Annotated in this window: 15 protein-coding genes; 14 read left to right on the forward strand and 1 reads right to left on the reverse strand. The window is 40.6% G+C overall.

The window, feature by feature from the left end:
• Position 1: 1 nt before the first annotated feature.
• From MSWHS_RS09725 to MSWHS_RS09765, 10 genes are all read left to right on the forward strand, one after another.
• A complete protein-coding gene (locus tag MSWHS_RS09725) occupies positions 2-3,124 on the forward strand; it encodes a putative baseplate assembly protein (RefSeq protein ID WP_048158984.1) in 3,123 nt (1,040 codons plus the stop codon).
• Between the two features lies 1 nt (position 3,125).
• Complete coding sequence (locus MSWHS_RS09730) at positions 3,126-5,555, forward strand: putative baseplate assembly protein (protein ID WP_048158985.1); 2,430 nt, start codon at positions 3,126-3,128, stop codon at positions 5,553-5,555.
• Positions 5,555-7,063: a phage tail protein gene (locus MSWHS_RS09735; RefSeq protein ID WP_048158986.1), complete on the forward strand. Its 1,509-nt coding sequence runs from the start codon at positions 5,555-5,557 to the stop codon at positions 7,061-7,063. The genes MSWHS_RS09730 and MSWHS_RS09735 overlap by 1 nt, the downstream gene beginning before the upstream one ends.
• 32 nt (positions 7,064-7,095) lie before the next feature.
• Positions 7,096-7,791 (forward strand): hypothetical protein, encoded by a 696-nt coding sequence (locus MSWHS_RS09740; RefSeq protein WP_048158987.1) that lies wholly within the window; start codon positions 7,096-7,098, stop codon positions 7,789-7,791.
• 382 nt (positions 7,792-8,173) lie between these two features.
• A complete protein-coding gene (locus MSWHS_RS20965) occupies positions 8,174-12,142 on the forward strand; it encodes an S-layer protein domain-containing protein (protein ID WP_052722678.1) in 3,969 nt (1,322 codons plus the stop codon).
• Positions 12,143-12,230: 88 nt separating this feature from the next.
• Complete coding sequence (locus MSWHS_RS09750; RefSeq protein ID WP_048158988.1) at positions 12,231-12,455, forward strand: hypothetical protein; 225 nt, start codon at positions 12,231-12,233, stop codon at positions 12,453-12,455.
• A 345-nt stretch (positions 12,456-12,800) separates the two neighbouring features.
• Complete coding sequence (locus tag MSWHS_RS22320) at positions 12,801-12,971, forward strand: protease inhibitor I42 family protein (protein ID WP_369798983.1); 171 nt, start codon at positions 12,801-12,803, stop codon at positions 12,969-12,971.
• 138 nt (positions 12,972-13,109) lie between these two features.
• The gene (locus MSWHS_RS18480; RefSeq protein ID WP_052722679.1) at positions 13,110-14,825 is read left to right on the forward strand and encodes a DUF4157 domain-containing protein; all 1,716 of its coding nucleotides are present in this window, start codon (positions 13,110-13,112) and stop codon (positions 14,823-14,825) included.
• A gap of 611 nt (positions 14,826-15,436) precedes the next feature.
• Positions 15,437-16,051 carry a hypothetical protein gene (locus MSWHS_RS21560; protein WP_048158989.1) on the forward strand — a complete coding sequence of 205 codons (615 nt, stop codon included), beginning with the start codon at positions 15,437-15,439 and terminating at the stop codon, positions 16,049-16,051.
• Positions 16,038-18,149, forward strand: a complete 2,112-nt coding sequence (locus tag MSWHS_RS09765; protein WP_052722680.1) for a PKD domain-containing protein — start codon at positions 16,038-16,040, stop codon at positions 18,147-18,149. The genes MSWHS_RS21560 and MSWHS_RS09765 overlap by 14 nt, the downstream gene beginning before the upstream one ends.
• Positions 18,150-18,280: 131 nt before the next feature.
• On the opposite strand, the gene MSWHS_RS09770 is transcribed toward MSWHS_RS09765, so the two are convergent.
• Positions 18,281-18,553 carry a hypothetical protein gene (locus tag MSWHS_RS09770; protein ID WP_156151213.1) on the reverse strand — a complete coding sequence of 91 codons (273 nt, stop codon included), beginning with the start codon at positions 18,551-18,553 and terminating at the stop codon, positions 18,281-18,283.
• Between the two features lie 248 nt (positions 18,554-18,801).
• On the opposite strand from MSWHS_RS09770, the gene MSWHS_RS09775 reads away from it, so the two are divergent.
• The 4 genes from MSWHS_RS09775 to MSWHS_RS18485 all read left to right on the forward strand — a co-directional run bounded on the left by MSWHS_RS09775 (position 18,802) and on the right by MSWHS_RS18485 (position 24,571).
• Complete coding sequence (locus tag MSWHS_RS09775; protein ID WP_048158991.1) at positions 18,802-19,206, forward strand: hypothetical protein; 405 nt, start codon at positions 18,802-18,804, stop codon at positions 19,204-19,206.
• 334 nt (positions 19,207-19,540) lie between these two features.
• Positions 19,541-20,917 carry a DUF4157 domain-containing protein gene (locus MSWHS_RS19330; protein ID WP_082088346.1) on the forward strand — a complete coding sequence of 459 codons (1,377 nt, stop codon included), beginning with the start codon at positions 19,541-19,543 and terminating at the stop codon, positions 20,915-20,917.
• Between the two features lie 722 nt (positions 20,918-21,639).
• The gene (locus tag MSWHS_RS09790; protein ID WP_048158993.1) at positions 21,640-22,014 is read left to right on the forward strand and encodes a hypothetical protein; all 375 of its coding nucleotides are present in this window, start codon (positions 21,640-21,642) and stop codon (positions 22,012-22,014) included.
• Between the two features lie 229 nt (positions 22,015-22,243).
• Positions 22,244-24,571, forward strand: a complete 2,328-nt coding sequence (locus MSWHS_RS18485) for a M4 family metallopeptidase (RefSeq protein ID WP_052722681.1) — start codon at positions 22,244-22,246, stop codon at positions 24,569-24,571.
• Positions 24,572-24,574: the final 3 nt, after the last annotated feature.

Raw genomic sequence — 24,574 nt, forward strand, 5'->3', positions numbered from 1 at the left:
CATGCCGAAAATAGATTCAAGGAATTTCCAGAAGCTTTTAGAAGAAAAAAGGAGCATTGCTCCTTTATATACGCCCGAATGGGACGCTGCAGATGACATGGATACTGGTGTCGCTCTCCTTAAGATCTTTACCCATATGCAGGAGGAAATAATCAGCAGGTTGAACCGTGTGCCTGAGAAGAATTTCGCTGCTTTTCTGGAGATGATCGGGCTAAAACTAATGCCAGCCCAGCCAGCGAAAGTGCCAGTAACATTCTATCTTCCGGAAAATCTCTCCGGCGGCGTCTTTGTACCTGCAGGAACGATGGTAGCTGCTGATGAGACCGAGAGGCATAAAGTCCTGAACTTTGAAACCACAAATGGAATTTTTGCAACCAGCGCTGCAATAGAAGAGATATACGGGGTAGATCCTGATGACGATTCTGTATATAGGTATACGGATAATTTTTTTATGAAAAAAGAGTTTTCAATTTTTGAAACAGAAAGAACTCGGACGGAAGAACTGAGTTTAGATAGCACTTCTTCTAACCTTAAAAATAAACAGGATCATATTTTATATCTGGGCCACAAAGAGCTCTTTAATTTGAAAAATCCAGCAATAATAGAACTTCACTTTGAATTTGAAACTGGCAGTGTAGAATTCCTCAAGAACTTTATCTGGGAGTACTGGGGAGAAAACGACGAACTAAAAATAATTGATGACTCAAAGATAACACCAGATCCGAACAAAAATAACTTGAAATTACAAATTGACACACCTATAAAAGAAAAAGAAATTAATGGGATTAAAACGCGCTGGATACGTTGTAGAGCAAATAAAGTTATTAAAAACTCGGCTCTGCCCGTTATTAAGAATATCCAGATAAAAGTGGGGCTTGCTGATGGCCAAACTATTAAGCCGGATATTGGTTATTTCGATCAAGTACCTCTAGAGATAAATAAATCTGGAAAATTTTATATTTTCGGACAGCAACCTTGCTTACTTAATACTTTTTATATTGCAAATCGAGAAGCATTTTCAAAGAGAAATGCAGTAATTACGATAACTTTCATTCGAAATGTGGGCGAAGTCCCAATACCAGATAAGGGTGACAGAACACTTCCATGGGAATACTGGAATGGGAAAGTATGGTGTGCTCTTTCGCTTGATGATAATAAACTAAATAATTTTGTATTAAATGACCCGGATCATTCTGGCAGCATCAAATTTAAATGCCCTGCCGATATCGAGGAAATTGAAGTTAATGGTGTGGAAAATTATTGGATAAGGGTCCGGTTAGTAGACGGGAACTATGGAAAGTATGATCCGGTTAAGATAGGTCAAGGTGATGATGCTCACTGGGAGGTTCAACCAAATTTCAAAGCACCTATTGTCAATGAAATTAAGATTCAATATTATATCGAAAATAAAATATTTTTGCAACGTTGTCTTTCCTGTAACAATCTTGAATGTCATGATTTTACCCAAGAAAGCGAGGATGGTACGGGACTTAAACTATTTACTCCTCTTCCTGAAAAATATCCAACTTTATATATAGGCTTTAAAGATTCATTCAAGAAAGGCAATATCGGTATTTTCTTTTCCCTCAAAGACATGGATTACCCGCTCGAATCCAGACCAAAAATCAAATGGACCTACTGGAGCAAAGCGCCCAATTTGATCGCAAATATAACAAGCACGACCGAAATAACTCTCGCTTCGACTGCAGGAATATCCATCGGCACAGTACTTCTTTTTGAGGAAATAGTTGGTTCCAGAACCATAACAGGGACAGCAATTGTTGACTCTCTCGAGTCAAATGGAACAATTACATTGAAAGAAAAGTTAAATTACGATTATACCAGGAATGCACTTGTATTCAAAAGAACTAACCTTGAAGTGACTGATAATACCCATTATCTCACAACTACTGGAACACTTGAATTTATAGGACCGCCTGATCAGTCAAAAACGCATAAGTTCGGGATAGAGAGCTACTGGCTTATGGGCGAATTGATTAAACCTGGCAGGATGCCTTTAATTAAAGGGATATATCCAAATACGGTATGGGCAGAACAGGTTGAGACTATTAAGGATGAAATTCTCGGTTCAGGAGACGGAGAGAAAAACAAAAGCTATAATTTTTTCAGAGTCCCTGTAATCTCCCCTGAGATATGGGTAAGACACGAAAATACTGTTTCTAAAGGTGAGGAAGACTCTCCATCCAGTGAAGATATAAATGAGATTAAAGATGACACAGGAAAAACCATAGAAATGTGGGTCAGATGGAAGGTGGTTGATGATTTTGTGGATTCTGGTTCCCGGAGCAGGCATTGTACGATAGACAACGCCATGGGGATATTGCAGTTTGGGGATGGAAAGCACGGAATGATTCCTCCTATAGGGCAGGATAATATTAAAGCCACTTACAAAACAGGCGGTGGGGTGCTGGGAAATGTTGCAGAGAACGAAATAAAAACACTTATGTCATCAATTGCCGGCATCGACCATATTACTAATCATGAGCCTGCTGAAGGAGGTTCTGATACAGAACTGCTTTCAGAGATTTTTGAAAGAGGGCCTCATCTGATAAAACACAGGGACAGGGCGGTTACCAAAGAGGATTTTGAAAGATTAGCAAAGGCAGCCTCAAGTTATATTGCAAGGACAAAGTGTCTCGTGATTAACAACAAATTAACTGTCATTGTAATTCCGAAAGGTGAAGAGGATAAGCCTCAGCCTTCAAGAGGGTTATTGGAGATTGTAAGAAAGAGCCTTCTTGAACGCAGCCTGAACATGATACTTGAAGAAAGCCTGGTGGTTACAGGTCCAACTTATGGAGAGATCAAAGTCAAAGTTGACGTCATACCTGAGTCCATTGACCAGGCAATTCCTTTAGAAAAAACTATTTTAAATCTACTGAAAGAGTACCTTCACCCTCTCACAGGAGGAAACGATGAAAGTGGATGGGAATTCGGAAGGGGAGTACACATCTCAGAAATTTACGCGATGCTTGAAGGTATAAAAGGCGTGGATCACGTGGAAAATCTAACGCTTAACAATTCCTGTGAGGATATTTCAATAGACAAGTTTAAGATTGTCTGCTCGGGTGAACACGAAATAACAATGAGGTTGGGAAGTTAATATGCCGCTACCTAAAGAAAACCTGGATAACAAGGCATTTGACGACCTTGTGAAAGACTCGATTTCCCGCATACCCATATACGCGCCCGGATGGACAGACTATAATGTACACGATCCTGGCATCACTTTCATTGAACTTTTCTCCTGGCTGACTGAGATGCAGATCTACCGCCTGAACAGGATTAATGACAAAAATTACAGGAAATATTTAAAGCTGATAGGCATTCCAAAACTAAAACCTGCAAGTGCAGCAAAGGTCGATGTCACTTTTTCTCTACGGCCGGGTGTTACGCAGGCAGATGTGCCGAAGGGAACTATAGTAGTTGCTACCTACCCGGTTACGGGTGAAAATATATTTTTTAGAATAGAGCAGGATCTTAAAGTAGTAAATACGGAAATAACAGTTCTTTCCCGTGAGGTAAATACACATGAAGTCTATATTAAAACTAATAAAAAAGATGATGTGTGCCAATATGAATTCAGGCCGGACGAACAACTGAAAGAAGGTGATGAGCTATACATTGGATTTAAGGATTATCCGAATAAGGAAATAGTTCTTAAATTTTATTTTCAGGTTGAAGAGCCGTTTAAAAAAGAAGATAGTTCGTTTTTGGTTCCATCAGGAACATTAAGTTGGGAATATTTTTCAGTAGACGGGAAATGGCATTCTATTGAAGAAATAGTCGATAGCACTGCTCTCAGTGGTATGGTTAATATAAAAATAGTTAATGGCATGAAAAAGACAAAAGTTAGTGGGAAAGATCTTTTCTGGCTAAGGTGCAAAATAAATGAAAATGGTAATTCTATTCTACCAAAAATCGATCACGTGCTTTTAAATAAAGACCTGAAGGTTAATGATATAACAGTTCTCTCCCGTAATGCAGGTGACATATATATCAATAATACTGAAGTTAATAAAAACGACAACCTGTACTATCATGCGTTCCGGACGGGCGAGCAACCGGAAGAAGGTGATGAGCTTTATATTGGATTTGAGGATAATCCATTTAAGTATAACCTTGAAAAGGAAATTGTTCTTGCGTTTTATCTTCAGGATGATGAGCCACTTGCAGATGAAGAAAATACAGTTCTGGTTCCATCAGGAACGTTAAACTGGGAGTATTACGGCGCCAATGAAACTCCCGATACTAATGAGTGGAATACAATAGAAGACGGCGGAGTAACGGACGGGACCAGGAATTTAACAGTCAGTGGTAAGGTTAGAATAAAAATAGATAAAGAGTTGAAAGAAAAAGATATCGGTGAAACAAAAGGTTTTTTCTGGCTAAGATGCAGCGTGAAGGATAAGAATGGTTATTATATCCCACCGAAAATCGATCGTGTGCTTTTAAATACAGTTTCTGCAGTTAATGCTATTCCATATAATGAGGTTAAATTTTCAAGCAGTGGTCTGCCTGGTTTTTATATAGACCTGGAACATGTGCCTGTGCTGGATGCAACTGAACCGGATAAAAGGCTCACCGTCAATAAAGACGAAAACTGGACCGAGGTAAAGGATTTTGATGCTTCAAAGCCGGGAGACCAGCATTACACTGTGAATTTTGCTTCGGGTAGAGTGACTTTTGGAAACGGTATTAATGGTAAAATCCCACCAAAGGGCACAGACAATATTAGGGTTTCTTATTGTTCAGGCGGAGGAGTGCGTGGAAATGTAAAAGCCGGAGCCATAACAAGGATTTTAGATGGCTCCCTTGATGAGAGGGTAACGGTTATCAACATAGAAGCAGCATCATGCGGAACGGAAGCTGAGACACTTGAGGAAGCAATTCAACGTGCAAGGAATGAGTTGAAAAAAGTAACAAGGGCTGTTACATCTGCGGATTATGAATACCTTGCTTTGAACACACCCGGACTGCGTGTTGCAAGGGCTAAAGCCTTACCAAGATATCACCCCAGCCAGGACAGAGAAGTGCCGGGTATTATTAGCATTATTGTTGTTCCGGAAAGCCCTTTTAATAATCCTATTCCAAGTGAAAACTTCCTGAAGGCTGTTTACAGGCACTTAGATGAGCACCGCCTGCTCACAACCGAACTATTTGTTCTTCAGCCTGTGTATGTAGAGATCTCAGTGAAAGCAGAGGTAGTTGTAAAGCCTAAAAATCTTACAGCTCAGGTGAAAAAAGCTATTGAAAATAAACTAGAAAAGTTCCTCCATCCGGTTTCAGGAGGTTTCGATGGCAAGGGTTTGCCTTTTGGAAGATCTGTGTATCTATCAGAAATTTATGAACTAATAGATGGCGTAGAAGGCGTGGATTATGTAGTGAGTGTAACCTTAAGAGGAATACGTAAAACGGAGAAGGAATCTCTCGATATACCCCCAACGGCGACGAGAAGTATCAGTATACCGGCAGAGGGTCTAGTCTATTTAGATTTAGTAAAAACAAAAATTGTAGCCAGGGAGGAAACCTGATGTCTTCGGAGTTTAAATTCAGAGCTTTAACAAGCGAAGACTGGAAGGAGGTTACTGGGGATAATCTAATTTTTGTCGAGGGCCTAAAACTCAAGCACACGGAAAAGCTTAAGAACACCGAGAAAGACGGCACATACACTTCAGAATCTCTTGACAGTGGAATTTTAGGCTGTTTCTGGCACCGTATTGTCCTTGATGCAGATATACCTGATAATTCTACAATTTCTATTACTTTTAGTACTTCGGATATAGAAAAATTCGAATTTTCTCCCAATTCTGAACCAATTGTTTTTTCAAAGGCAAAGGACGCTCTTATCCAAGTTCCACTTGGCAGATACATTCGACTGAGCATAGATCTCCACCGTGAAGGTAAGGAATCCCCTGTCTTGAAACAGGTGAAGGTATACTACGAGAGGCTTTCTTACCTCCGGTACCTTCCTGCAATATACCAGGACAACAGTGAGAGCAAAGATTTTCTTGAGCGGTTCCTATCGATATTTGAATCCTCAATGTACGACAGCGGGGAGTTGATATCCAGCTTACCTCTGTTTTTTGACCCTATGGCTGCCCCGGAGGAATTCTATCACTGGCTGGCTGACTGGATTTCCCTTGACCTGTACGATCTGCTGGAAGAAAACCAGAAAAGGGAGTTCATATTAAATGCGGTTCAATTTTACAAGAAGAAGGGGACAGTAGCCGGGTTATCAGACCTTGTGTCTCTTCTCACAGGGAAGAAGTGCTGCATTAAAGAGTACAAGAACAATGTGTTTCGTTCCTGGGGTATGGAGCATGATGAGGAAAATGAGTTAGACGATGATGAGAAGGTAGACATTCTTAAATGCGTGACTAAAGCCTATAATCATGACCCAGAGTGCACAAAATTTTACCGCAGAACATCCAGAACGGTATATACAGTTGATTCAGATGACGATACCCATCCTGCAAAAATTCCTGGTTTGCTGACAAATAGAGGCAAATACTGTGATGAATTGCATTATGTAACTGGCGTAAGCTCGGGAAAAAATGGACAAGCAATAAGTTATTTTTCAAATTCTATTGGCATTTTTGTTTTATTCCCCTTTGGGGATAAACTTCAGATTGAAAGGCATCAACTGCATAAGATCATAGATTCCTTCTTGCCGGTTTTTGTAAAGGCTGATATTACCTATGTTGAAACAACTTCACTTGAAGAATCTTATTCATTGGACCTGATTAATGACAAATACTCAGATGAAGTGATAGCGCCTCGACTTGAAGATTATTCTTTAGGCTTGATTGGTGACGAGCATTCAGATGAAGCGATGGCATCTCCTCTGGAAGAGGGTAACGAAATCCAATATGTTAAGGGGGAATGCACGGATGGAGTTGAATACTGGACTCGTTTTTACACATATTACAGACCTGATAGTCCTGATCATTCTTATGGTCGTACTTACAGTAAGGAAAACCCCGAATATAAGAACTTTAGAACCGTAAACCGGAAAATAATTTCTACATTTTCCATATAATTGTTATAAAAGATTTATTCAAGGTGAAAATCATGCGTATAAAAGGAGAATTCAGGGATGTTTTAAAAAGAGATGGAAAGGTAGTCGAAGATGCAGGCTGGAACTCTAATAAAATAGTATCGGATTTCGGCTGTTTCCTGGCTGCTTTAATGAAGAAAGATTTTAAAGATGCAGATAACAAACCTGTAGGTATCGGAATAGAGTATATAGCAGTTGGCTGCGGCAGCAATAATTCAGATGATTTTCAAACGAAGGTCGTCAAATTTTTTGATTCTGTAAAACAGACAGGTGTAAAACCGAATACATCTGAGTGGAATAAATGTCTTAATGCTAGTGATGCAGATAACTGGGTGTGGGCAAAGAAAATCACTGACGGTGAAGTGGAATATTTGAGCGTTGATAAAGAAACAAAAGAAGAAACAGTTTCAAAGACAGTTACAAATATGTTAAGAATAAGCATAACATTTGAAAAAAATATCCCCGATTGTGACGATTCTTTAAAATTCGAAGAATTTGCCTTACTAGGATATTATGATCTAGAGACAGAAACAAATGAGGAAATAAACGAGGAGACAAACAAGGAAACAAATGAGGAGAAAAATAAGGAAACAATAAAGGAAACCAAGATTTTTTTTGTAAATTATGCTACACATGGCACTATTACGAAAGAACAGGATATGACACTAACAAGAACAATAAAATTGACGTTTCCAATTAACCAAGTTTGACTTATAATAATATTTGGTACTGAATCCTCTTAAAAAACGATTCTAGCGACGTAACTCAATTTTCCTGATTCTAATGGATTGAATTAATTTACACAGCTAATTAGCAAGCTTTTACTGAAAAATGCATTTAATGGATACTCTTTTAAGGAAACAATTTTTTCAGGATTCCTCAATTGTCTCTATAACTTTGATATTTTCATAAAAATCAGTTATTTACCGATTTAGTGTCACTGGATTTTACTTATTCTATTTTTATTGATTGATCTGATAAGTAATAGATAGAACTCAGGATTGATGAAGAAAATGAGAGCATAGAGCGTTGTTTATTAACAAATTTATTTTTGGATAACTTCAATCAAATTTAGATCACGGAGCAGGTCTCATGGGCAAATCATACTGGATGGAAGATAACGATCAAAAAGGGAATTTTACAAACGATAAAAAGGATACCTTTGACCCTAAGAAAAGATACATTGGAGTACGCCTGCAACAGGGTGTACCTCTGCTGGACAGGGACTGGAACGAGCTTGAAGACATAAGGCGTTACGAGGAAATGATAACGCGGAGGGAGTACATAGGCAACGGGTCTCCTGATGACGGGTTTAAGATCAGTGCGTGCAATCCATCAGCCAACAATTTCCTAATTGGGAAAGGACGCTGCATGGTAGACGGATTTGAAGTAGTAAATGACCCGGAGCTTTACGATAATTCTGTGAGCAGTTACTCGGATCAAAAAAGCATACATGAAACTACTCCGGACTTAGGGCCCGTGCCAGTTGGCAGGGAAGATACTGTGTATCTGGATGTATGGATTGAGGAAATAAGGAGCCAAGGAGAAAATGACCAACTTAAAAATCCACAGGATCTGAATGAAGAGACTGCCATAAGACACAAGCTTGCATGGTGCGTCAGGGTCGATGAAGGTAGTAAGGGAGAAAAGCCGCCTGCAAAGCAGAATAACGATATCACCACAAAATATGTTGACTATAAGTATAAAGATTGGGGTAAATATCCTGTTCTTAACTGCTTTGCAGAAGAATATGTTCCACTGAATCCTGACGACATTCCACTAAAACCTGACGCTGTTAAGTTCGCCAAGCTTCTTCTTAACAGCAACGAAAAGCACGCCTACAAGTCTGGAGAAAAAATAGACATGGGTAAGGGCTACACTCTCCAAGTCAAGCAGGTAGATGTAGATAATAAGGAAGTCTCACTCGAATTCAACAAAAATGGGCAAAAGGTCAGAGAAGAAATTATTAAAGTTGGAACCGTCGAAAGTACGTGGGAAGTCAAACTCGATGACGTCCAGGGTGAAGACCGTGTTGTTGTCCTGAAAGTCCATGTCAACCAGGTCTTCCAGGGGGCAGTCGACAGTATTGCCCAGATAGACGGTCTCTGGATTATTGACTATGCAAAAGCAATGAGTATTAAGATGACGGAGCTCGCATATCATCATTATTATGATCTTGCAAGGATAACAAGGACAAAAGAACAAAGTGAAATTCGAGATGAAGATATTGAAGATTTGAGGGAAGGGAGAGGAAAGGATAAATTAACAATAAAGAGTCTGATTTTTAAAAATGATCAGATACCATCAAAAGAGTGGCCAAAGCTGACCTGCAAAGAAGCAAATCAGTTAGAAGTGAACGGGGCTATTAAAGCTACAGCCGTCCAGTCAAAACCAGCAATTAGTAGTTTCAAAGTTGAGGGCGATTTAGATAAGTTTTATCCAATATTCTTTTGGGATAATGATTGGGGAGACGGTCCCCTGATATTGGAGATTAATAGACCAAATGTCCACACTGATTCTGAATGGAAAGGTTCGTTAACCAGCAAGTTTTATGTTCATTCTAACAATTGGGGCCATGGCAGCGAAGTATGTCGTGCAGAAATATACAATAGCAGTACTCAATTTATAGCCGGATATAGGAACGGTATCCAGAGTAGGTTTATTGTGTGGCTGAGAGGCGGTGGAACGACATACTATTTTAGGTCTAATCATTTCGTTACTTTAGAAGACTGGTCTGCCACAGAGAAAAAAGATTCAGTACCTGGAAACGAAAATAAATGCGAAGTAAAGGGAAGTATAGATAGCTATGTTGTTAGTAACAGTATTCATTTTGACAAGCATTTAATAATAGATGGAGACGTTGGTATCGGGACAACTGTACCATCTGAAAAATTAGAGGTAATAGGAGCAGTCAAAGCTAGCAATAGTGGTCAAAGCCTGCTTTTAAGAAGCTCCAAAGAAGATGAAGAGAGAGCTATGGTTCTTGATTTCATGACTTCCAGCGGAAATGTAGACAATTCTACCGCTCCTACAGCTTCTATTCGGGCAATTAATGCTGAGAAGTCTTCATCTCATTTGGCATTTTTCACATTTGAATCAGAGGTCGTTGAGGAAGTCCCACCAGTAGTCCCACCAGTAGTCCCACCAGTAGTCCCACCAGTAGTCCCACCAGTAGTCCCACCAGTAGTCCCACCAGTAGTCCCACCAGTAGTCCCACCAGTAGTCCCACCAGTAGTCCCACCAGTAGTCCCACCAGTAGTCCCACCAGAATTCCTATCAGAGGAGGAAATCCTACCAGCTGAGGAAATCCTACCAGCTGAGGAAGTTCTACCAGAGGAGGAAATCCTATCAGCTGAGGAAATCCTACCAGAGGAGGAATTTCTATCAGAGGAGGAAATCCTACCAGAAGTCATATCAGATGAGGTAAGCCCTACTAATCCGACTTTACGCCCACGTAATTCGATGGTTGAAAGGCTTCGGATTACTAGCAATGGCAATGTCGGCATCGGGATAGATAAACCATCTGAAAAATTGGAAGTAAGTGGGACAGTTAAAGCGACCAAGTTTATAGGAGATGGATCAGAATTAGAAAATATCAAGAGCAGTCAATGGACTAGTGTTGCAGGTGGGATTTCTTATAAAGATGGCAACGTCGGCATCGGGACAACAAACCCTCAGAGATTACTCCATTTAAAAAACGATGATGGTAACTGCTTAATGTTACAATATTCTAATGCAAGTAAGGGTGGTGGCACCGTGAGGCTTGATTTCCAGAGTCACGATGCAGGATTGCCGCTCTATCCTACCGCTTCTGTGCAAGCGATTGATAGTAATTGGTCCTCTCAATTGGCATTTTTCACAAAAGAACCAGGAAAAAAAGAGAATGATTTGGTTGAAAGGCTTCGAATAAATAATGACGGCAAAGTCGGCATCGGGACGACAAATCCTAATACCCCACTAGATATAGTTAGCAAAGATGGAAAATGCCTGAGTTTAACAAGTTACGAGCAAAGTGCGGTCTTGAGCCTTGATTTCCACATCAACAACGTAGATGTGGCCGTTTCCGATGAAGATGTGGCCGTCTCCCATGACGTGATCTACCCTGCTGCTTCTTTGCAAGCAATTGACGATGGAAAGTTTTCATCTCATATGGCATTTTTCACAAAAAACCCAGGGCAAGTCCAGAATAAGTTGACAGAGAGGCTTCGAATTACTAGCGACGGCAAAGTCGGCATCGGGACAAACAGTCCATCAGCTAAGCTGGATGTTAATGGAGATATCAGGGTCAACAACAACAATATCTGGCTTAGAGAAGCCGGAGACTTTAATCATGGTATTGGATATAGTGAAAGTATCGACGGGCCCATGGTATTCGGTTATGGTGGCGGCGCTTTAGGAACAACTTACGGCGGACAAAAGACAGCTCTTTATTGGAATTCTAGTGGCAACGTCGTCATCGGAACCGCTAGTAAAACTGCAAAATTGGAAGTAAAAGGGACAGTTGAAGCTATCGAGTTTGTGGGCAAAGGCTCCGCAATTACCGATCTTACTGCGGCGCATTTTATACAAAATGTGGTGACTTTCTCTTTTACCAATAATGATTTAAAAAGTTCAGAGACAACAAAAAGTACAAGTATTGGATTTGTACCCAAGTTGATATTATTCTATGGAGGGTTCACATTAGTTCGGGAAAAAAATTATAATGAAGGTTTTAACAGGATTTCATCCGATGGAAGTACGATTTTTGGAATCTGGACTCCCAAGCATATTGAAGGTACAAAGTTTGAGGTGTTTTTACATTTCCTTAACATCAAAACTTTTAAAAGACCTATTATTTCTACTGTTCCAAAATATTTGTTTTCTATTGAAGGTTATGACGTTGAACCTAGCCGAAGTGGGGACGGATCAGATTCACAAACCAAGTTTACTACTTTAAATGGAAGTATTAATTGTTCGGATGCAGGAAAGATGGATGTAACCCTATCTAGAGAGAACAATATTTCTTATGGTTCTTATGGGTTTGAATTCAGTATATCCCTGAAGATGCTTTGTATAGGCTGATCAATTTCACAAATTTATAATTTGCACAATATAAAAATTGTGTTTCAAAGGAGAAATGTGGGAAAATCCCCTTTAAGAAGGATTTATTATGAAACAGCAATTAGAACAACGCTTGAATGAACTCCGAACCGAATTCGAATCCGGCCAGAAAATGTTCGCAGATCTTGAAAGCAAACAGGCAAACCTTAGAGATACACTGCTGCGTATAAGTGGTGCTATCCAGGTGCTTGAGGAGCTGAATGGAGCTGAGGGCAGTACAGGAGAAGTGAAGGAACCAGTAGATCAAAATTCGGAAACACCTGTGGGTCCATAAAAAAGAAATGGAAATTGGGGATCCAGAATAAGGTCTTGTAAGATTCCCCACTTATGAAGTAAATTCTAGTCAACGCACAAATTTAGTACATTTTTGAATCTGTGTCATTATGCAACTAATTCACAAAGTGTAAATGTTGTATTTTATTGTGTGTATGACTACATCTATAATTATTCAACTTTTTTACCCTTTTTTAGCTTTACAACCGTGAAAAACAAACAGGAGCATGGAAAAAGCATAAGTCTCGAAAAAGGAGATATTTTTTACCTTGAACTCGAGGAAAAACCGTCCACAGACTATGTACCGCAACTAAACCTGAACGAGTTTTTTCGCTCTTAACGATAGATATACTCGGATCCAGCCCCTGAAGATTATACTGGTGTTCCAGAAAATCATTCATGGAAAATAAAAGCTGCTATTCCAGGCAGCCAACAGATAAATGGAGTATATAAACGAGCCCTGAAGGACGCAAACGGGCCTGAGGATAATTTCACACCTAATGTCAAAGTTGTCTAAAATAGACTTTCTCTTTTCGTGATCCTTCTAAAAATAGAAAAGCATGTACTTTTTCATACAGTGGCAAAACGTACATTCGTTACTATTTTCAAAATATTTTTTAAATGAACTCATCGACCTCTAAGGGGAGTTTTAATCATGTCCGAGCACCAGCAAATTCAACAATCGAAAAAACCGGAATCTTCCCCTCAAAGAAGATCTACTCTCATAATCCAGACTCCTGTATCAAACCCTACATCTATCATCCAGCGTGCCAGAATCAATCCAAAATCTCTAACTCCGGAAGATGTTTTGCAGCTCCAGCGTACTATTGGAAACAGGGCAGTTGGCAGGCTGCTGTCAGAGATTAAAAGCCCTTCAAAGGTTCAACAGGCACCAGTCCAAAGGCAGGAGATACCGGAGGAAGAAGAGCCACTTCAAGGCATGTTTGAAAGTAAACCTGAGGGCAAAACATGCTCTTCATGCATACAGAGGCAGGAAATCCCTGAGGAAGAAGAACCTATTCAAACAAAAAGGGAGAATAAAACCGGAATGCCTGATGACCTCAAGGCTGGCGTGGAGAGCCTTTCTGGAATTGATATGAGCGATGTAAGGGTGCATTACAATTCGGATAAACCTGCTGAAGTAGGGGCTCTGGCGTATACTCAGGGAACGAATATTCATATTGCTCTGGGGCAGGAAAGGCATTTGCCTCATGAGGCATGGCATGTAGTTCAGCAGGCACAGGGAAGAGTAAATCCGACAATACAGTTGAAGGATGGAGTTTCGGTCAATGATGATGAGGGGCTGGAGCATGAAGCGGATGTGATGGGAACAAAGATGTTGGTAAATAACGCACAACTCAAAGGCGAGATGGATTCCAATGCAGGATCTTCGGTTAACCCATGGAATTCTTCAAATATTGCCTCTCATCCATCGGAGCAAAACCATACGTTGCCACAGCATGCCCTAGTACAAGCAGTAACACCAGTGGCACAGCTAGGCAGAAAAGCTAAAAAAACTGTCGCTACCAAGGGCGTTACCAAGGGAGTTACCAAAAGAACTGTTTCCAAAGCAAGAGTAAAAGCTATGGCGATGTCGGCACTGAAAGCTGCGATAACAGACAATAGCAAAGACTTAGAGGTAATCGGAAGAATCCATAAGACCAGATTACTAAGACCAAAAAAAGTAGAAGAAGTAAAACCGGAGAAGAAACTAGCTGAGATTAATTTTTTAAGACATCTTTCCACAGTAATTAACTCATCAAATAAATCTTATCAAGAAGTCCAAGCCGCAATCAACATAAAAAAGAAAGAGATTTATATTTCATCAAATTCTAATGAGAGTGAGTTACCCAGTGATGAGTCTGCCATATTGACTCTTGCCAACCAAAAAAAAGAAGACGATGTCCGAGTAAAAAGGCACAAAAAGAAATTGATAGATGAACTTAAAGGTGCATTTAAAGGTTATAAATATTTTATTGTTTCTGGTTTGAAAGGCCAACACGCCGAAACAAAAATTGCAACAAAAATAAAAGAATTTGATTATGTTGCAGGGCAAAGAAGACCATGTGCTGCTTGTACAATATTTTTACACTTGCTAGGTATTCCAAAGGAAAAATTCAATCAGCACCAAGGCGCATATTGGGAAACTGTAAATTCCCTGATATCTCTCGTCGATAATTTCATTTTAAAGTATTTACAAGATAAATTAAAAAAGGGTGCGAATGACTCAGAAATCAAAGAAGCTATTGATGATTGGTTAAAGACTAATGCACCTTCTCTTATTATACCTGACAAAGGCTTTAAAAACCAAGGCATTTCGCCACAATTTCAACATGATTTTGATACTGCAAGCGAATCTGAATCTATATAACACCTATAGGACTTACATACATCGTGTCTCAGAGCGTGTCTTAATATTCGAGCCTATCCTAAAAGCTGTTCTATTCTAAATCAGTCAGAGTTTCAGGATTGTTATTCATGATCAGATATTCGATTGACTGTCCCAAATACGATTCAAAAATCAAATTTTTGAGTTCTAGAATAGACTTATGAGCCCTCAATTATAGAGAATAAATCTCTTTAATCCAGTTGATGTAGGGATAAAATTATCAAAAAATCAAAGGGTGGCATACATGACAAAATTGATAACTAAAATAAATTCAGGTAACTAATTTTCGGTTATTTTTTCCTTCATTAAGCGGTCGAGTTTTTTGAACTGTTCTGTTCAGACGGTTAAAGGCATTTGCGAACAAACTGAATCTTAAGATTATTCTATTTTTCAGATTTTTTATTTCAAACCATTTTCTGGATGGTTCGTGACATAATCACTGAAACCATAAGCACAAGGATCCCTAAATTTTTAAAGCAGTATAATGTGCTCGATTTTCAATTTAAAATTAATTTTCACGTCCAGATACACTGAATATCACGTCCATTTACTTCATTTAATCTATCAGAAACTTTCTAATGTGAGGTTATATTTTGACAGAAATAGAGGTTCCTGTAAACGATTATTGCAGCAAATACGAAACGATGGCTAAGGACATCCGCGAAGGCATGGACGAGGGTTTCAATGAAGGGCTTAGCGAAGGTATAAAGAAAGGTTTTGTAGCTGGCATCAGGGAATGCATGGATAAAGGCTTTGATGAAATCGAGGTGAAATGTATGAAAGAGATTCTGAAAGATGCCTTCAAGACCTCCTCAGACGAAACCACACGCTTCAGGATCAAGCATACTGTTGGAAACAAATACAGGGAGAAGATCAGTCCTTCTTTTAAGAAGAAAATGGAGGAGGCATGTGATAAAGCGATCGAGGAAATAAAGAACACTGATTTTGAGCTTGACAAAAGACCTGCTTCTGGCTTAAAAAGCTGTGTCGAGACATCTGTTAAGAAGATAAAAGAGTGCATCGGCAATTCCTGTGGGGATATGAGAAAAAAATTTCCTACTGACCTGATATTCGGGAGCTTTTTTGACTGCCTGCAGGATGAATTCAACAGGGATCTGGATGAAAATCTGGAGGCTTGCGAGAAAAGGATCTGCAAAGAGATTGATAACAAAATCGATAACAGGAAGCTTGATCATGAACGACATTAAGCAGGATGTAAAGGAAAGTGTAAAGGTTTTCACCCTGACTTTTGTCAGCTACGTGGTCAAAGAATCAACTAAAAAGCTTATCAAAAGCCTAACACAAATCCAGAGAAAGATGCTCGAAGTCAGGGTCAAAAATCTGTCAGATGATCAGCTTGAACAATATTTTGATAAAGAATCCTATTTCAAGAATGAACTGGAAAACACTCTAAAATCGGTAAACCATATTCAACCGGCAAAGGGTTCAGAGTCCTGGCTGGAAAACTTACAGCTTACTTGTGAGACCTCCTGTATTCAAAACCTGATATATTTCTTAATTCAGCCAGTTACTAAAATTGCACTTGCGACCGTAGCAGTTATAGCACTAGTGACCATGTTTGCTGTCCCTTTGGCAATAAGCGGAGAAAGCGAAGAGCCTGATCTCGACACAAAATTTCCGGTTGCAAATTTCAGCAATAATGTCACATCCGGTTATGCTCCTCTTTCTGTACAATTTTTAGACCTCTCGGGCAATACAACGGAATGGAACTGGGACTTCGGAGACAGAACTAATTCAACCGAACAGAACCCGGTACATAATTACCCTGCAGCAGGAATCTATACCGTTTCACTGACCGCAGCCAATACATACGGCACAGATTCCGCATTTGCCAGAATAACGGTTCTCGAAAAATCATTCAATTCACCTGTAGAGCCTCTACTTCCTTTTGCAAAATTTACAAGTAGTACCACCAAAGGTTATTCTCCCCTTTCCGTTAAGTTTACAGACCTCTCAGAAAATGCAACCGGATGGAACTGGGACTTTGGAGACGGAACTAATTCAATCGAGCAGAATCCGGCTCATATTTACTCCTTTGCTGGTAATTATACTGTTAATCTGACTGCAGTCAATACAAACGGTACGGATTCTGCGTTTGCAGTAATAACGGTCCTAAAACGATCGGAGCCTGTTCAAGAACCCGCATTACCAGTTGCAAGTTTCAGTACTAATGTCACCAGAGGTTATTCTCCTCTCTCGGTCCAGTTTACCGACCTCTCGGAACATGCAACGGAATGGAACTGGGACTTTGGAGACGGAGCTACTTCTACCGGGCAAAATTCAGTGCATACTTACTCTGCAGCAGGCAACTATACCGCTTCCCTAACTGTAAACAATGCAAATGGTACAGATTCAAAACGTTCTACAATATTGGTATTTCCTGTTTATGCATATGTTACGAAAGGCGACGGAACTGTTTCTTTAATTGACACCGCAACAAGGGAAATTACAGGCAATATATCTGTAGGAATCAATCCTTATGAAATTGCAGTCACTCAAGATGGGACAGTATACGTGGCGAACTCCGGTGACGGGTCAGAAAACTCAAGCAGTATTTCTATAATTGACACAGCTACAAAAACTGTTATAGACACGTTGAGTGCAGGAGGAAACGGTACATTCGTGGGAGTTGCAGTCAACCCTGCAGGGACAAAGGTATATGTTACAAATTCAGGCGATGGGACTATCTCTATAATCGATACCATAACAAGAAAGATTATTGACACAGTTAATGTGGGAGACACTCCAGAAAGAATTGTATTTACACCGGATGGAACGAAACTATACGTGGTAAACTCCGGCAGCAACAATATCTCTGTAATTGACACCGCCACAAACAACATTACTGCTACGCTGGAAACAGACGATCCATGGGGTGTTGCAATCATGCCGGACGGAACAAAAGTATATGTGACGAATGATGAAAGCAATAGAGTTTTCGTAATTGATACTATAACAGATAATGTTACAACCACGGTGAATTTGTGGACCAGTTCTCGAGGAGTTGCAGTCACGCCAGATGGAACAAAAGTATACGTTACAAACTACAACGATGGGATTATCTCTGTAATTGACACCTCAAACAACATTGTTACAAACATAGTTTATACCGTAAGCGAGATAAGCTCTCCTAGTGACGTTAAAGTCACCCCAGATGGAAAAGAAATTTATGTTACTAACAGCGGCGTTGACAGTGTCTCTATAATCGATACAGAAACAGACAATATTATAACCACTATATCTGTAGGAAAGTCTCCTGTCGGAGTTGCGATAATCCAGAGATAATAACGAAAAAAGTAACAGAGATAATAAAGTAGAGTAACGAACATGGATAGTAAAACTATTCTTGTAGTTAACGCGGCTGAAGGCTAGGACCGATGAATGAAGGAATCTGGCCTTTACCGCCTTCGAGCAGTTTACATATACTCTCCAGTACTGAACCTGTAATTCCTGTTGCAAATTTCAGTAGCAATGTAACCAAGGGTTATCAAAGAGGCATCTTTATGCCTCAATTCCCTAATTAGAAAGAAAAATGCATCCTTTAACTGCATCCTTATTTTTTTAATTATATGACTGTAATCTTTTTTGTGCTCAATTGATTTCCACTTGAAGAAACTTATCGATTCTAAAAATAGGAATAAATGGGGTTGAGAGAAATTGCCAGAGTTTTCCGAATCTTCAAAGCTCATTTCCATCCAGAGAGATGTCATATCAGGGAAAACCTATCAAAAGAAAAAGTTCCTGAAGATAGCATGGAACTCTGGTTTTCCTACATGGGAAGAAGATGGGACACAAAATTCAGTTCAGTGACAACTGCTGGGTCTGGGAGTAGACAAAGAAAGGGCACTCGCTTGAAGACTCCCGTGTTTACAGGTTTTATGAGTCAATATACGAGGAGACCTCCAATCCTTCACTAAAAAGTAACAACATATTTGATATGAACGATATAGAGGATATAAAACTGGAGCCAGGGGACGATATATTTCCCGGAACCATTCTCCCCGTTATTTATCAACCTGCAGCAGACTATATGAAAAACTTCACCAGAGTTATACACTGCACCCCGTACATAACGGGAGACAGGTACTGTGAAGTCGAGGTTTCAATCATCTTTAATAATGAACAGCTGCGAAAACACTCTTTTTTTAACAACTTCTATGAGATAAAAGACCTTGAACAGGACTCGATTCACGGGGATTCCGTAAAACCTGCCCCCGAACACGATGTTAAGTACTATTTTATTCAAAAGGAACATCCTGTGGTTTTCATAAACACTTCCAATCACTCAATGGCTGAAAATGATTCAAACCACAGCCTGTGGAAATGGGAATACGTTCCCTAGCTGGACAATGCTCCCGTTGAGTAAGGACATAAAAACCGGAACCAGATAGAGACCAAAAACGAAGGAGAAATAACCGGAAAAATCAAAAACAAACCTCCTTTATCCCGATATCTTCTTCAAATGGTGCAGAAATATCGAAAAGTAAAATTATTGTCTACATAAAGTGAAAAATAAAGTAAAAAGCTCTTTTTTAATTAAAAAAGCTGAAAATGGATTTAGCAGGCAGTTGAGGACATAAAAAGGATAATTTCTAATTTGAGAAGATGTCTGCCTCCAAATTATATGCAAAAACTGATTTGCAACATTATATCATGACCCCACGGAGAGTTCAATCATGTCCAAGCACCATCAAATTCAACAATCGAAGAAACCGGAATCTTCTCCTCAAAGAAGATCTACTCTCATAATCCAGACTCCTGTATCAAATCCTGCAGCTATCATCCAGCGTTCCAGAATCAATCCAAAATCTCTAACTCCAGCAGATGTTTTACATCTCCAGCGTACCATCGGAAATAGGGCAGTTGGCAGATTGCTCTCAGAAATACGAAGCCCTTCAACGGATCAACAGGTGCTGATTCAGCGTCAAAAGCTGGAAGAGGAAGAAACATGTCCTTCATGCGTGCAGAGACAGGAGATCCCAGAAGAAGAGGAAACTATTCAAGGGAAAATGATTGATACAATTCAGCGCCAAGAAGTTCCGGAAGAAGAGGAAAATCCTCTTCAAGGCGTTTTTGAAAGCAACCCTGAGCAAGTAGCCTGTCCTTCATGCATTCAGAGAAAAGAGTCAGAGGAGGAAGAACCTCTTCAGCCAAAGAGAGAAAATAATACCGGAATGCCTGATAACCTCAAGGCTGGCGTGGAGAGCCTTTCTGGAATTGATATGAGCGATGTAAGGGTGCATTACAATTCGGATAAACCTGCTGAAGTAGGAGCTTTGGCATATACTCAGGGAACTAATATTCATGTAGCTCCGGGGCAGGAGAGACATTTACCGCATGAGGCTTGGCATGTGGTGCAGCAGGTTCAGGGAAGAGTAAAGCCAACGATGCAATTGAAGGATGTGGCAGTAAATGATGATGTGGTGTTAGAAAAGGAAGCAGATATAGCAGGAAATAGGGCTTTGCAACTAATAATTAATAGAAAGACGGAACTTGATAAAAAAGTAATAGAATCCTCTATTCAAACACAATTTATTCCTGAGAAATCATTTATTAATAACACAACAACACTCATACAAAGGCAGCCGGGTAAATTCTATGAGGATCGGCAACTGGGACATGGAGGTAAAATATTTTACAGTACTATTCCACCGAGACAAGGAATCCAGATATATTTTCGAGCAATGCAGGAAATGGAATACAATCAGTTAAGTCAAACAGGGTATTTTGATATTCAAGAAAGTTATCAGGGTATCACTCAAAGTTTTGACTATGCCAAAGGATATTTTGGTGCGAATAGATCGCATCACCTTGTAGAATTTACAGTTCAAGATGGTATAGACTTGACCGGCGAGTTTAGGTATTCAGGTACAGGGGAAAAATTAGAAGATGGAGCGCGGTCACTAGGCTTAGGATCAAGAGCAACTCATGTGAGAGCTGGCCAAAATACATTAGGTGGAGAATACTTTATGGAATGTTTGAAGGCACGTATAATTAGATGGCGATTGGTTGGATACATTGGGGAAAGACCACCCGACGTATGCAGAGGATGACGGAATCTTTATTGTAGGCAAAATAAGGTTTACAAATCAAAGTTGCGCTGGCGCACCCCGTTGCTTGCAACGGGGTATGTTCTCACCACCGCCTATAGAGTATACTTTCTTCATCAATTTCTGTACCAGCAGATTGTTAAAATACTCTAGGAGCGGAAAGATAACACTTTTTTGCAGAGCTTACCTGACGAGAGTCAGAACCGGAAAATAACCCTCACTATTTTTTATAAGGACAATGATCAACTGACATATCAAACGAAACTTCACCCAATACACTTCCAAAAATCCATAAAAACCTCTCCTCAGGTCTTCTCTATACCCACAGCCGCATCAATGAAAATACATCAAAAGCCTGGAATCAACCTCTTTTCTTTATGCCCTATCGAACTTCTCATCGAAAAAAAGGCTTCTAACAACAGAAGAACGTGATGAACGCAAAAGGCAGGTTGAAGAAATTCTCGTAATATATTCATAAAGGTTATTTTTTTGAAGCTTTAACTTTCAAAATATAATATTAAACTCGTAAAAATCTCGACTTACTCTTCAAAGATCTTCCATAAAAACAACCCTGTGCTTCCATGCTCACTGTAGTCGAAAACAACAGGTATTCCATCAATGATGCCATTTTTTTTATCCGATATTTTTTTTCTTCCTCATACCCTGAAATCCTGTTTTAGAGTAAGCAAAATATACGATCAACCCCTAAAATTCCAGGGGAATATATGAGGCGCAGGCATAAGATAAAACCCTTAAAAAAGACTCTAAAAAGCTGGCAGTTCCTGGTTTTTGCCTCCGTGTCTCTTATCCCGCACCTCCCTTATACCGCAGGTACCGACTTTGCAGGCATGTATTCCACTTATCTCTGTTTTCCGGCAGGGATGGGCTTTTTTGCGTTTGCTCAGCTTTATCTTGTTTTTTCCTTCTTCGGGTGGACTTCTCCTTTAACTTACCTCTCGGCTGTTTTCTTTTCCCTGCTCTGGACAAGGATCCTGCAGTGGGTGGAAAGCATAGACAGGTTTGCAGTCGTAATTTTTTACATTCTGGCCTTTTTTCTGGTTTGCTGGAATATCCTTACGGAGATCATGCCTCCCGACTGACCCCTCTCATTTGGGCTTAGCGGGTCAGGTTCCTGATTTAAGTTTCAGACGGCGGGTAAAGGCAGGAATTAAAAACAGGAATTAAATAAAGCTCAAATTAGCTTTAAATTTAATCAGATCAAATTAAGTAGTGGCCACAAAAAGGGATGAATCAAGTAAGAACCGTACAGACAGGGATTGAATATAGCCGGGGATTGTATAGAAAAGGAATTGGAAAGCTGAGGGAAATATGCCGGAACTGAGTGAAAAGCAGGCAAAAGCTGCCGAGAAACTAAAAGAAATCGACCCCGAATCTGAAATTATCTGGGATTCCCGCATGAAGATTCCTAAATTCATCAAAGGCACCCTTTCAAAGCCATCAGCCGAAAGTCCTGAAACGATAGCAAGGAAGTTTCTGGAAGAATACAGGGTGCTTCTGGACAAGCAGCCCGGGCTTGATGAGAGCCTGGAGCTTTTCAGTGCCGAGACCGATTTTTCCGGGTTTCACCATGTGATTTTCCTCCAGCACATAAAAGGCATCCCTGTGTTCGAGGGATCTGTCCAGGTCCACATAAACCCCGCCGGGGAAGTGATTGCATACAAAGATTTTCGCGTGACCGAGGTACGTGTTGCCCTTGAGCCGAAAATCAAAATAGAAGAAGCTATTGAAATTGTCCGTCGGAGTATTGGCTCAAAACACGTTGTTACGATTCCCCGTTCAAGGCTGATGCTTTTTCGGGACAGTAAAAAACAGCCTCCCCTGAAAAAGCTCCACCTGAAAAGGCTTCATCTGGTCTGGCAGATTGAGTCCATATTTGCCGAAGGGTTTGCAGGGAAGTTCCATTTCATTGATGCCCATACCGGCGAGCAGCTTTACAATTTTTCCCAGATCAGGTCCGCCCTTTTTAGAAAGACATACACTGCAAAAAACGAATCTTCCCTGCCCGGCGAACTTCTGCTTGAAAACGATCAGACTGTCGCAGATGAGGTAGCCCGAGCAGCTCATGAAAATATGGGAATAGTGTACGATTACTATAAAAACACTTTCGGAAGGGACAGTTATGATAATAAAGGCTCACCTCTCGTTTCTACGGTCCACTTTCAGCGAAACTACAACAATTCTTTCTGGAGCGACTACCACAAACAGCTTGTTTTTGGGGACGGAGATGGTTTTCGCTGGAGACCCATGGCGTTTGCGCTCGACATTGTAGCTCATGAGCTGACACATGCCGTTACCGCCCAGACAGCCAAATTCGTGTACTGTGAAGAAGCCGGAGCTCTTGATGAGTCCTTTGCAGATGTTTTTGCAGTTTTTATCTCAAACGAAGAGAAGATCACGAACTGGGAAATAGGGGAAGGAGTCTACACCCCTTTTCATGAAGGAGACGCTCTGAGGGACCTTTCCGACCCTCCAAGGTTCTGGCAGCCTGACCACATTGACAATTACATGCAGCTTGCTCCCGGGGAGGTCCCTGACCTTCACAGGAACCAGGCAGGGTATATTCACCTGAACAGCGGGATTCTTAACAAGGCCGCTTATCTGACCATTGAGGGCGGGACACACTACGGGATTAAAGTCAAAGGAATTCCCAGAGAGAAAGCCGAAAAGATCTATTATCTTGCTCTTACCGCATACCTGTGCAGTGCGACCCTTAGCAGGTGGACGTTCCGGGAAGCCAGGTATGCTCTGTTGAACGCCTGTCGCCAGCTGTATGGGGAAAAAGGGCCCGAGTACACGGCAATCAAAAATGCCTGGGCTGCAGTAGGCCTTGGAAAACCGGCAGGAGACCTTGAAGGCCTGTTTCTGGTTGAAAAGGAGGTTTCTCCCTGGATCCTTATCCCGGATGTGAGCCCTGATGGAGTCCTGAGTTCCATTTATGTTTCGGAAGAGGGGCTTATAAAAGACATCCGGGTCAGTGTAAATATCGAGCACTCCTATCTCAGGGACCTCAGAATTAAACTGTTTACACCTGCCGGAAAGAGCATAGTCCTGCATGACCGGCTAGCCCGGAAGGACAGGAGCCTTGTCAGAACATATAACTCGGGCTCAGTTCCTGCTCTCATGGACTGTATAGGGGAAAGGGTCTGGGGAAGATGGATTCTAAAGGTTGAGGATCTTGCAAGGAAACATACAGGTTCTTTCCACAGCTGGGGAATTAAGTTTCTGGTACAGAAGGTCGAAAAGGAAGAACTTAAAAGGGAGATTTTTCCCTTCCTCAAAGTTCCCGATAACGATCCCGCAGGCGTAGAAAGCCTCATTGAGATCGAAAGAAGGGGAAAAATAGTAAGCTTCGGTGTGTCCCTGGAAATTACCCACCCCTCGATAGGAGACCTGAGAGCCGTACTCGTCATGCCTTCCGAGGAGGAACTGGTACTGCATAACAGAGCCGGATATGGGAGAAAAGATCTCAAGAAAATGTTCAGTACCGAATCTGATGAGGTCCTGCTGCCTGCTGTGAATAAAGAGATGAAAGGGGCCTGGACCCTGAAGGTCGCAGACCAGGCAGAAGGAAATGAAGGCAGCCTTGACAGCTGGGAGTTATGTATTATATACGAAAGTGACCCGGAGTTTCTTTAAGGA

Source organism: Methanosarcina sp. WWM596 (assembly GCF_000969965.1).
Classification (GTDB): domain Archaea; phylum Halobacteriota; class Methanosarcinia; order Methanosarcinales; family Methanosarcinaceae; genus Methanosarcina.